Origin of the sequence: Streptomyces sp. NPDC058464 (assembly GCF_042721035.1) — a bacterium.
In the GTDB taxonomy this organism is placed as follows: Bacteria; Actinomycetota; Actinomycetes; order Streptomycetales; family Streptomycetaceae; genus Streptomyces.
On the sequence record NZ_JBHXMA010000077.1, the window covers coordinates 18,360 to 28,520 of the forward strand.

Below are 10,161 nucleotides of genomic sequence, written 5' to 3' on the forward strand. Positions count from 1 at the left end.
CTCACCCGGCCTTTCCGGGCGTCGCCGCCTCACCCAGCTCCGCAGAGATCCGCCCCAGCTGGTCAAGGCGCTGCTCCAGGGTCGGGTGGGTGGAGAAGAAGCGCTCGATGCCGGGCTCCTTGCCGGTCGCCGGGGTGAAGTAGAACGCGTTGAAGGCCTGGGCCGTGCGCAGGTCCTTGGTCGGGATCCGGGCGATGTCGCCGGAGACCTTGGTGAGCGCCGACGCCAGCGCGGACGGCCGGCCGGTGAGATGCGCGGCGGCCCGGTCGGCGGCCAGCTCCCGGTACCGGGACAGCGCCCTGATCAGCAGGAAGCTGATCGCGTACACCGCCGCGGAGACCCCGATGACGGCGGCGAACACGGCGGCCGTGTTCTGGTCCCGGCGGCCGCCGCCGAAGAGCTGCGAGTAGAACGCGAACCGCACGATCAGCCCGGCGATGACCCCGAGGAAGGACGCGACCGTGATCACGGCGACGTCCTTGTGCGCCACGTGCGACAGCTCGTGCGCCAGCACACCCTCCAGCTCGGCGGGCTCCAGGCGGCGCAGCAGCCCCGTCGTCACGCACACCACCGCGTGATCGGGATTGCGGCCGGTCGCGAACGCGTTCGGCATGTCCATCTCGGAGACGGCGACGACCGGCTTCGGCATGTCCGCGATGGCACACAGCCGGTCCACCACGGCGTGCAGCTCGGGATACTCCTCCCGCTCCACGACCCGCCCGCGCATGGCGAACATCGCGATCCGGTCGGAGAACCAGAACTGCGCCACGAACATCGCGCCCACCAGGACGACGACGAGCAGCCACGACTTCAGCAGCACGATCAGCGCGGCAACGAAACCGACGTACAACAACCCGAGCAGGAACAGCGTGACCGTCATCCGCACGGTCAGCCGCCGGTCGCTCCGGAAGCGGCTCTGCATCTTGCACCACCCCGCAGTCAGGCACTCGTCCCGCTGTCCAGTGTGCACCTGCGCCGTCCCATGGGGAGGTTCCGAACGGCCCTAGTAGCGGCAAAGGCTCAGCCCGGCACGCCGGCCTCCCGCTTGCGCCTGGTCAGCACCCACGCGCTGAACAGATGCCGTCCCCGGTCCAGCAGCGCCGCCACCTCCTCGGAGCCGAGCGGCACGTCCGGCGTCGCGTGCCACTGCTGGACGGACCGCTCGGCCCAGCCCCGCAGTTTCCCGTCCGGGTCGTCGAGCAGGGCGACCGCGGCCCGCAGCCGCACGAGTCCGCCCCGTGCGTCCAGCAGCCGGAACGCGGCGACCCGCACATGCCGCGCCCGGCCCGCCGCGAGCCGGTCCATGAGCCACCCGGCGTCCAGTGACCCGGCGGACGGCAGCAGGTTCACGGTCGCCGCCCGGACGACGCCCGGAGCCGGGTCGTCGAGCAGTTCCCGGAACCGCGGCAGGTCCGTGATGTCGAGGATCCGCAACCCGGCCACCGCAGCCGCCCGCACGCCGGGGGAGGGGTGGGCGAGCAGCGGTGCCAGCAGCCCGGCGTCCGCCCGCTCCCCGCACTCGGCGAGCCCGATGACCGCGCCGGGCGGCAACGCGGGGTCGTCGGCGTCGGCGACCCGGCGCCGGTACCAGGGCAGCGGATCGGTTCCGTACCGCCGTACCACGTACCGTGCGCAGGCGCGTACGGCACCGGACCGGTCGGCGAGAAAGCCGGCCGCCCGCTCCGGTCGTCCGGCCCGCCGCAGTGCCGTCACCCCGATCGACCGGACCCGTGGCCCGCGCGCGGCCAGCAGCGGTCCGAGCACGTCGTCGGCGGCCGTGCCCTCCGGTACGAGGGCCACCGCGGCCTCCGCGCAGAGGGTCTGGACGGCGGGGTCGGAGTCCCGGGCTGCGGCCTGGGCCAGCTCGGCGGCGGACAGCGTTCCTTCCGCCACGGCCAGGCGGTGGGCGAAGCGCCGGACGGTGCGGTCGCCGTCGGCGCGCAGCCGCCCGAGCTGCTCGCGGGACGCTCCCCGCAGGACGTCGCCGAGCACCTCGACGGCGAAGGCGCCGCGTCCGCGCCGGCCGAGGAGCAGGATCAGGGGCGCGAGCGCGACGGCGGCGTCCACGTCGAGGCGCTCGCGCAGCAGCTGCCGGGCCCGCTCCTGCACCGGCGCGACCCAGTCCGCACAGCGGACGACGACCAGCGGCAGCAGCGCGGGAAACCGCGCCGCCGTCTCCAGCGCCGCCTCCCTGATCCGGCCGTCCCGGTGGCAGAGGGCCAGCGCGGTCCGCGACTCGGTGAGCGCGTTCCGGTGCGCGCCGTCGATCTCGGCACGGCTCGGCAGCGCGTCCCGCAGCAGCCAGGACCGCGCACCGGAGTCGAGGGCGAGCCAGCCGCCCGGACCGTTGCCGTCGATGACGTCGCCGGGCGCGGCCCCTTCGGCGAGCCGCAGCGCCACGGCCTCGCCGTCCTCGAACTCCTCGCGCATCCCCGTACTCCGTTCCGCCTGCCGTTCGGGCGATGGTAGGCGGACAGGCGGACGCGGGTCGCGCCGATTACCCGAGGCCGACGGCGGGCCGACGCGCCGGGTTCCTAGTACGGCGCCCGTGTCTGTATGTACCCCAGCAGCAGGATCACCGCCGCCACGCACCCCAGCACCAGCGCCGTCGACCCCCACGACGACCGCCGGGGCGCCACCGGCCCCGGATCCGCCCGGAACGGCGCCGGCTCCGGCGGGTTCTCCTTCCAGCGGGCGGCGAGCATCCGCGCCCGCGCGGACGGCTCCTTGTGCTCCGCCTCGGCGGCCCACCTGAGGTCGAACTCGTCCTTCTCGTCGCCCTGTCGGGACATCCCGGCTCCCCCGTATCGAACATGAGTACAGACGCACGATACGACGACGCCCCCGCCCTGAGAAACAGGAACGGGGGCGCCGCAGAGGCTCAGGTGCCGATCACACGTCGAAGTACAGCTCGAACTCGTGCGGGTGCGGACGCAGCTGCAGCGGGGCGATCTCGTTGGCGCGCTTGAAGTCGATCCACGTCTCGATCAGGTCGGGCGTGAAGACGTCACCGGCGAGCAGGAACTCGTGGTCGCGCTCCAGGGAGTCGAGGACGGCCGGGAGGGAGGTCGGGACCTGGGCGACGTTCGCGTGCTCCTCGGGAGCCAGCTCGTAGAGGTCCTTGTCGATCGGCTCGGCCGGCTCGATCTTGTTCTTGATGCCGTCCAGGCCCGCGAGGAGCAGGGCCGAGAAGGCCAGGTACGGGTTGCCGGAGGAGTCGGGCGCGCGGAACTCGACGCGCTTGGCCTTCGGGTTCGAACCCGTGATCGGGATACGCATCGCGGCGGAGCGGTTGCGCTGCGAGTACACCAGGTTGATCGGCGCCTCGAAGCCCGGGACCAGACGGTGGTACGAGTTCACCGTCGGGTTGGTGAAGGCCAGCAGCGACGGGGCGTGCTTCAGGATGCCGCCGATGTAGTAGCGGGCGGTGTCCGACAGGCCCGCGTAGCCGGCCTCGTCGTAGAAGAGGGGGGAGCCGCCCGCCCACAGGGACTGGTGGACGTGCATGCCCGAGCCGTTGTCGCCGAAGATCGGCTTCGGCATGAAGGTCGCGGTCTTGCCGTTGCGCCAGGCCACGTTCTTCACGATGTACTTGAAGAGCTGGAGGTCGTCGGCGGCGGCGAGCAGCGTGTTGAACTTGTAGTTGATCTCCGCCTGGCCGGCGGTGCCCACCTCGTGGTGCTGGCGCTCGACCTGGAGGCCGGACTTGGCCAGCTCCAGGGAGATCTCGGCGCGCAGGTCGGCGAAGTGGTCGACCGGCGGGACCGGGAAGTAGCCGCCCTTGTAGCGGACCTTGTAACCGCGGTTGTCCTCCAGGGCACCGGTGTTCCAGGCGCCGGCCTCGGAGTCGATGTGGTAGAAGCTCTCGTTCGCCGAGGTGGCGAAACGGACGCTGTCGAAGACGTAGAACTCGGCCTCGGGGCCGAAGTACGCGGTGTCGGCGATACCGGTCGACGCCAGGTAGGCCTCTGCCTTCTTCGCCACGTTGCGCGGGTCACGGGAGTACTGCTCGCCCGTGATCGGGTCGTGGATGAAGAAGTTGATGTTGAGCGTCTTGTCCCGGCGGAACGAGTCCACCCGGGCGGTCGACAGGTCCGCACGCAGCGCCATGTCGGACTCGTGGATCGCCTGGAAGCCACGGATCGACGATCCGTCGAAGGCGAGCTCGTCGTCCGGGTCGAACGCCTCGACGGGCAGCGTGAAGTGCTGCATGACGCCCGGCAGGTCGCAGAAACGGACGTCGACGAACTTGACGTCCTCGTCCGCGATGAACTTCTTGGCCTCGTCGGCGTTCTGGAACATCCAGCTCCTCCTACTCCCGGCCGTTCCCGTGCCGGGGTGGTAGTTCGTTCGTGCGGCCAGTGCGGTGGCACACGTTGTCCACGACCCTAGGGACGCGTGATTTCTCGGGCGTGACCCATTTGTTTCGCTGAAGTTAACCGGGCTCGGCTCCACGGTAGCCCCGGGACACCCCGCCGGACCCCGGGCGGATACCGGGGCAGTACCGTTGACGGGTGGACAACAGGCAAGCAATCGGATCGTGGCTCTCCGGGCCCCGCGCGGCCATGGAAGACGCAGGTGTGGAGTTCGGGTACCGGGGCGAGCAGCTCGGTCTGCCGGAGGACGGGCCGGGCTCCATCGCCCGCCCGGGACGGCGGCTCGGTGCGCTGGTCGTGGACTGGGCGCTGTGCGAGTTGATCGCATACGGCCTGATCACCAACGGCTACGACCCGGCGTCGACCGGCAACTGGGCGCTGCTCGTCTTCTTCGTCCTGGGAGTCCTCACCGTGGGCACGCTCGGGTTCACGCCGGGCAAGCGGCTGTTCCGGCTGCGGGTGGTGGGCGTCGGCACGGGCCGCGTGCAGCCGCTGCGCGCACTGGCCCGCACGGTGCTGCTGTGCCTCGCGATCCCGGCACTGGTCTGGGACCGCGACGGCAGGGGGCTGCACGACCGGCTGGCGAAGACGGTAGAGGTCCGTATGTAGGTGGGGGCGGGAAGACCCGCCCCCACCCCGGCTCACCTCCTCCGTAGCACCCGCCCCAGCAGCTCCCGCAGCTCCCCCTCCGGGTCGGGCACGGCGCCCTCCGAGCGCCAGGCCACGAACCCGTCCGGCCGGACCAGTACCGCCCCGTCCGCCGTCGTCCCGTGCGCCTCGGCCCAGTCGGCGCCCTCCGCGTCGTACACGAGATCGGCCGCCGACCCCGCCGCCCCGATCCGGTACGTGTCCAGCCGCAGCCGCTCCGTGTCCGCGATCCGCCGGGCGGCCGCGTGCCAGGCCGCGCCGCCGGCCGACTCCGCGTCGCTCAGCAGGACCAGGGAGCGTTCGTACAGGTCCAGCGTGGAGACGCGCTCGCCCGCGCGGCGCAGCCACAGGTGCGGGGCCCGGCTGCCTGGCTGGCCGGTCAGGTTCATCCCGTCGGGTACGACCGGCTGGCCGGGGTCGGCCCCGAGGACCGCGCCCTTCGGGTACCGGTAGCCGAGGACGATGTTGAGGATGCCGCCGCGCCTGCCGGCGCCGATGCCGGGGGCGGGCGCGAAGCCGGGGTGGCTGTGTTCCACCGAGCGGGCGGAGGCGCGGGCGCTGGTGGCGAGGGCGACCGGGCGGCGCTCGGCGTCGTAGGAGTCGAGGAGCCCGGGACCCGCCCAGCCGTCGAGGACCGCCGCCAGCTTCCAGGCCAGGTTGTGGGCGTCCTGGATGCCGGTGTTGGAGCCGAAGGCCCCGGTCGGGGACATCTCGTGCGCGGAGTCGCCGGCCAGGAAGACCCGCCCGGACGAGTACCGTTCCGCGACCCGTTCGGCCGCCCGCCAGGAGGCCCGGCCGGTGATCTCGACGTCGAGGTCGGGGACGCCGACGGCCCGGCGGATGTGCCGGGTGAGCCGCTCCTCCGTGAACTCGTCGAGGGTTTCGCCGCGTTCGGGGTGCCACGGGGCGTGGAAGACCCAGCGCTCCCTGTTGTCGACGGGCAGGAGGGCGCCGTCGGCCTCCGGGTCGGTGAGGTAGCAGCAGATGAAGCGGCGGTCCCCGACCGTGCCCGCGAGCAGCTTGGAGCGGAAGGTGATGCTGACGTTCGCGAACAGGTCGCCGGGGCCCGTCTGGCCGATGCCGAGCCGGCCGCGGACCGGGGAGCGCGGGCCGTCGGCCGCGACCAGGTAGTCCGCGCGGACGGTGTACATCCGGTCGGAGTCACGGTCGCGGACGTACGCCGTCACTCCTTCGGGGTCCTGTTCGAAGGACTCCAATTCGTGGAAGTAGCGCAGCTCGCCGGTGAGCGATTCGGCCGCCTGGCGGAGCACCGGTTCGAGGTCGTTCTGGCTGCACAGGCACCAACCCGTGGGGCTGAACCTCGCGAGTCCGCCGCCCGGGTCGATCTCCTTGAACAGCCATTCGCCGGCGTCGCCGACCAGCGTCGGGGTCTGCAGGATGCCGTGGTTGTCGGCGAGCAGGGAGGCCGCGGCCTTGATGTCCGGCTCGATGCCCGCTCTCCGGAACAGCTCCATCGTCCGCACGTTGTTGCCCCGGCCGCGTGGGTGGATCGAGGTCCCGGAGTGTCTCTCGACGAGCATGTGGCGTACGCCGAGACGGCCCAGGAAGAGGGACATGGACAGCCCCACGAGGGAGCCGCCCACCACGAGGACGGGGACCTGGTGATCGGTGTTCCGGTGCATCGGGCACTCCAGAGGCGGGTGTTGGTGCGTCAGGTGCGGTTGGAACTTCCATGCCCCTCCGGGCCCCCCGGGGAGGGGTTCCGCGGACTCAATCACCCACCTGGTTCACGCGAGTCGCGCGCTTCGGAGGACCGGCACAGGATCAAGAAGCGCTGACGCCGCGTCATCGGCCGAGGCGCAGGCCGCTGCCCCCGCGAAGGAGATGTGCGAAGCATGACGACGATCTCGGAAAAGGTTTCGGAAAAGCCGACCCGAAAGACCCGCCCGGTGTCGACCCGGGTCTCCCAGTCCGTCTTCGACGGCTCCCGGCTCCGGGTCGTCCTGCTGGTGGACGTCTACGACGGCGCGCAGCAGCAGTTCCTGGAGGCCTACGAGCAGCTGTGCAGCCAGGTCGCCCAGGTGCCCGGCCACGTCAGCGACCAGCTCTGCCAGTCGATCGAGAACCCCTCGCAGTGGCTGATCACCAGCGAGTGGGAGAGCGCCCCGCCGTTCCTCGCCTGGGTGAACAGCGAGGAGCACGTGGAGATGGTGAAGCCGCTCCACAACTGCGTGCGCGACACCCGCTCGCTCCGCTTCCACGTCGTACGGGAGACCGGCGGACCGTCGGCCGACGCCGTACGCGTCCTGCAGGCCCACCCGCGGATGGGCAACGGCGTGATCCGCCACGCGCTCACCTTCACGGTCCGGCCGGGCAGCGAGGCGAAGGTCGCGAAGATCCTCGCCGACTACGCCTCGCCCCAGGCGAAGGTCGACGACTCCACCCGGCTCCTGCGCACCTCCCTGTTCATGCACGGCAACCGGGTGGTGCGGGCCATCGAGGTGCGCGGCGAGCTGATGGCCGCCCTGCGCCACGTCGCCCGGCAGCCCGAGGTGCGGGCCGTCGAGGAGGCCATCAACCCCTACCTGGAGCAGGACCGCGACCTCGACGACCAGGAGTCCGCACGGGTGTTCTTCACCCGGGCGGCGCTGCCGGCCGTGCACCACGTCGGCGCCGAGGAGCCGGCCGAGGGCGACCGGTACGCGCTGTACTACCCGGCCCGCCCGGGCTGCGGGATGCGGCTCGCGGAGCTCCTCGCCCAGCAGGACGAGGCCGCGGCCGAGGACCCGGCCAGCCCGGTGCTGCACAGCACGGTCTTCCAGCGCGACGACGTCGTCGTACGCCTGGTCGAGCAGCGGCCCGGGACGCCCGTGGACGTCACCCCCGCCCACGCGCTGACCGCCCTGCTGGACGGCGACACGGTGCGGATGCAGCTCATCACCGACCGCCGCTCGCCGGACGCCTGACCCCTCACCGCTGCCTCACCCCCACGGAGGAACGCAGACATGCAGCCCATTCCGAAGATCGTCGACCTCAGCGAGATCGAGCCCAACACCCGGCGCGGCGGGGACCTGCGCGCCATGCTCACCCCGGCCACGGTGGGTTCCACCAGCGGCTTCCTGGGTGTGGCCATCGTGCAGCCGGGCGACCGCATCGCCGAGCACTACCACCCGTACTCCGAGGAGTTCGTGTACGTCGTCTGCGGCGACATGGAGGTCGACCTGGACGGCGAACCGCACCCGCTGCGGCCCGAGCAGGGACTGATGATCCCGATCAACATGAAGCACCGTTTCCGCAACGTGGGCAACGTCGAGGCCCGGATCGTCTTCCACCTCGGCCCGCTGGCGCCGCGCCCGAGCCTGGGGCACGTCGACACCGAGGAGACGGAAGCCGTCGCCGTGGGGCAGGTCCGGTCGTGACCCGGCGCGTGGCGGTTACGGGCATAGGCATCGTGGCTCCGGGGGGTGTGGGCGTACCGGCGTTCTGGGATCTGCTCGCCTCGGGCCGGACCGCGACGCGCGGCATCACCTTCTTCGACCCCTCGGGCCTCAGATCGCGGATCGCCGCCGAGTGCGACTTCGACCCGGCGGCGCACGGCCTGGACGCCGAGGAGATCGAACGGGCCGACCGTTACATACAGTTCGCCCTGGTCGCCGGTGACGAGGCGGTCCGGGACTCCGGGCTCGATATCGGCCGGGAGGACCCCTGGCGGATCGGAGTCTCCCTGGGTACGGCCGTGGGCGGCACCACCCGCCTGGAGCACGACTACGTCCTGGTGAGCGGCGCGGGTCAGCGCTGGGACGTGGACCACCGGCAGGCGCAGCCCCAGCTGCACCGGGCGTTCTCCCCGAGCACCCTGGCCTCCGCGGTGGCGGAACGATTCGGCGCCCAGGGTCCGGTCCAGACCGTCTCCACCGGCTGCACCTCGGGCCTGGACGCCGTCGGCTACGCCTTCCACACCGTCCAGGAGGGCCGCGCCGACATCTGCATCACCGGCGCCTCGGACTCGCCGATCTCCCCGATCACCATGGCCTGCTTCGACGCGATCAAGGCCACCTCCCCGAACAACGACGACCCCGAGCACGCCTCCCGGCCCTTCGACAACCGCCGCGACGGGTTCGTCATGGGCGAGGGCGGCGCGGTACTCGTCCTGGAGGAGCTGGAGCACGCCAAGGCCCGCGGCGCGCACATCTACTGCCAGCTCGACGGCTACGCCACCTTCGGCAACGCGTACCACATGACCGGTCTCACCAGCGAAGGGCTGGAGATGGCCCGCGCCATCGAGACCGCCCTGGACCACGCCCGCCTCGACCCCACCGCCATCGACTACGTCAACGCGCACGGCTCCGGCACCCGGCAGAACGACCGCCACGAGACCGCCGCCGTCAAGAAGGCGCTCGGACAGCACGCCTACAGCACGCCCATGAGCTCCATCAAGTCCATGGTGGGCCACTCGCTCGGCGCCATCGGCGCGATCGAGGTCGTCGCCTGTGTGCTCGCCCTGGCCCACCAGGTCGTCCCGCCCACCGCCAACTACGAGACCCCCGACCCCGAGTGCGACCTCGACTACGTGCCGAAGGTCGCCCGCGAACGGCGCCTCGGCGGCGTCCTGTCCGTGGGCAGCGGGTTCGGCGGCTTCCAGTCCGCGGTGATCCTGACCCGGCAGAGAGGACGGACACCATGAGCGAACCCCGGTCTCGAAGGGCCGCCGTCACCGGCATCGGTGTCGTCGCGCCCAACGGAACCAGCACCGAGACCTTCTGGAAATCCGTCCAGGAGGGACGCAACGTCCTCGACAAGGTGACCCGCGACGGCTGCGAGCACCTGCCCATGAAGGTGGCCGGAGAAGTCCGCGACTTCGACCCGGCGGCCGCCGTCGAGGAACGCCTCATCGTCCAGACCGACCGCTTCACGCACTTCGCGATGGCCGCGGCCGACCTGGCACTCGAGGACGCCCGCCTCGGCCGCGCCGACACCGAAGGCTCCCCGTTCGACATCGGCGTGGTCACCGCGGCGGGCTCCGGCGGCGGCGAGTTCGGCCAGCGCGAGCTCCAGCAGCTCTGGGGCAAGGGCAGCCGGTTCGTCGGCCCCTACCAGTCCATCGCATGGTTTTACGCGGCCAGCACCGGCCAGATCTCCATCCGGCGCGGCTTCAAGGGCCCCTGCTCGGTGGTCG

10 protein-coding genes are annotated in these 10,161 nt (G+C 71.7%); 5 read left to right on the top strand and 5 right to left on the bottom strand.

Going from position 1 to position 10,161, the window contains the following annotated elements:
- Position 1 precedes the first annotated feature (1 nt).
- The 4 genes from htpX to glnA all read right to left on the bottom strand — a co-directional run bounded on the left by htpX (position 2) and on the right by glnA (position 4,302).
- On the bottom strand, positions 2-922 hold the full coding sequence (gene htpX, locus ACFWPQ_RS49590; protein ID WP_384051263.1) for a zinc metalloprotease HtpX: 921 nt from the start codon (positions 920-922) through the stop codon (positions 2-4).
- 98 nt (positions 923-1,020) lie between these two features.
- On the bottom strand, positions 1,021-2,430 hold the full coding sequence (locus ACFWPQ_RS49595; RefSeq protein ID WP_384051266.1) for a HEAT repeat domain-containing protein: 1,410 nt from the start codon (positions 2,428-2,430) through the stop codon (positions 1,021-1,023).
- Between the two features lie 104 nt (positions 2,431-2,534).
- Positions 2,535-2,792: a hypothetical protein gene (locus ACFWPQ_RS49600; RefSeq protein ID WP_384051269.1), complete on the bottom strand. Its 258-nt coding sequence runs from the start codon at positions 2,790-2,792 to the stop codon at positions 2,535-2,537.
- A 100-nt stretch (positions 2,793-2,892) separates the two neighbouring features.
- The gene (gene glnA / locus ACFWPQ_RS49605) at positions 2,893-4,302 is read right to left on the bottom strand and encodes a type I glutamate--ammonia ligase (RefSeq protein WP_361292928.1); all 1,410 of its coding nucleotides are present in this window, start codon (positions 4,300-4,302) and stop codon (positions 2,893-2,895) included.
- A 212-nt stretch (positions 4,303-4,514) separates the two neighbouring features.
- Here glnA and ACFWPQ_RS49610 point away from each other — a divergent pair, with 212 nt between their 5' ends.
- Complete coding sequence (locus tag ACFWPQ_RS49610; protein ID WP_384051272.1) at positions 4,515-4,985, top strand: RDD family protein; 471 nt, start codon at positions 4,515-4,517, stop codon at positions 4,983-4,985.
- Positions 4,986-5,017: 32 nt separating this feature from the next.
- Here the strand turns inward: ACFWPQ_RS49610 and ACFWPQ_RS49615 are convergent, their stop codons facing one another.
- Positions 5,018-6,667 carry an FAD-dependent oxidoreductase gene (locus tag ACFWPQ_RS49615; RefSeq protein ID WP_384051275.1) on the bottom strand — a complete coding sequence of 550 codons (1,650 nt, stop codon included), beginning with the start codon at positions 6,665-6,667 and terminating at the stop codon, positions 5,018-5,020.
- Between the two features lie 213 nt (positions 6,668-6,880).
- Here ACFWPQ_RS49615 and ACFWPQ_RS49620 point away from each other — a divergent pair, with 213 nt between their 5' ends.
- The 4 genes from ACFWPQ_RS49620 to ACFWPQ_RS49635 all read left to right on the top strand — a co-directional run.
- Complete coding sequence (locus tag ACFWPQ_RS49620) at positions 6,881-7,951, top strand: SchA/CurD-like domain-containing protein (protein WP_384051278.1); 1,071 nt, start codon at positions 6,881-6,883, stop codon at positions 7,949-7,951.
- A gap of 39 nt (positions 7,952-7,990) precedes the next feature.
- Positions 7,991-8,404, top strand: coding sequence for a cupin domain-containing protein (locus ACFWPQ_RS49625; RefSeq protein WP_361292936.1), 414 nt, complete (start codon positions 7,991-7,993; stop codon positions 8,402-8,404).
- On the top strand, positions 8,401-9,669 hold the full coding sequence (locus tag ACFWPQ_RS49630) for a beta-ketoacyl-[acyl-carrier-protein] synthase family protein (RefSeq protein ID WP_384051281.1): 1,269 nt from the start codon (positions 8,401-8,403) through the stop codon (positions 9,667-9,669). The genes ACFWPQ_RS49625 and ACFWPQ_RS49630 overlap by 4 nt, the downstream gene beginning before the upstream one ends.
- Positions 9,666-10,161 (top strand): beta-ketoacyl synthase N-terminal-like domain-containing protein (locus ACFWPQ_RS49635; RefSeq protein ID WP_384051284.1); only part of this gene is annotated, 496 nt, incomplete at its 3' end. The genes ACFWPQ_RS49630 and ACFWPQ_RS49635, both read left to right, overlap by 4 nt.

Excerpts from the sequence above, each read along its gene's own strand:
- htpX (WP_384051263.1), bottom strand. The coding sequence starts at position 922 with ATGCAGAGCCGCTTCCGGAGCGACCGGCGGCTGACCGTGCGGATGACG.
- ACFWPQ_RS49595 (WP_384051266.1), bottom strand. The coding sequence starts at position 2,430 with ATGCGCGAGGAGTTCGAGGACGGCGAGGCCGTGGCGCTGCGGCTCGCC.
- ACFWPQ_RS49600 (WP_384051269.1), bottom strand. The coding sequence starts at position 2,792 with ATGTCCCGACAGGGCGACGAGAAGGACGAGTTCGACCTCAGGTGGGCC.
- glnA (WP_361292928.1), bottom strand. The coding sequence starts at position 4,302 with ATGTTCCAGAACGCCGACGAGGCCAAGAAGTTCATCGCGGACGAGGAC.
- ACFWPQ_RS49615 (WP_384051275.1), bottom strand. The coding sequence starts at position 6,667 with ATGCACCGGAACACCGATCACCAGGTCCCCGTCCTCGTGGTGGGCGGC.
- ACFWPQ_RS49620 (WP_384051278.1), top strand. The coding sequence starts at position 6,881 with ATGACGACGATCTCGGAAAAGGTTTCGGAAAAGCCGACCCGAAAGACC.
- ACFWPQ_RS49625 (WP_361292936.1), top strand. The coding sequence starts at position 7,991 with ATGCAGCCCATTCCGAAGATCGTCGACCTCAGCGAGATCGAGCCCAAC.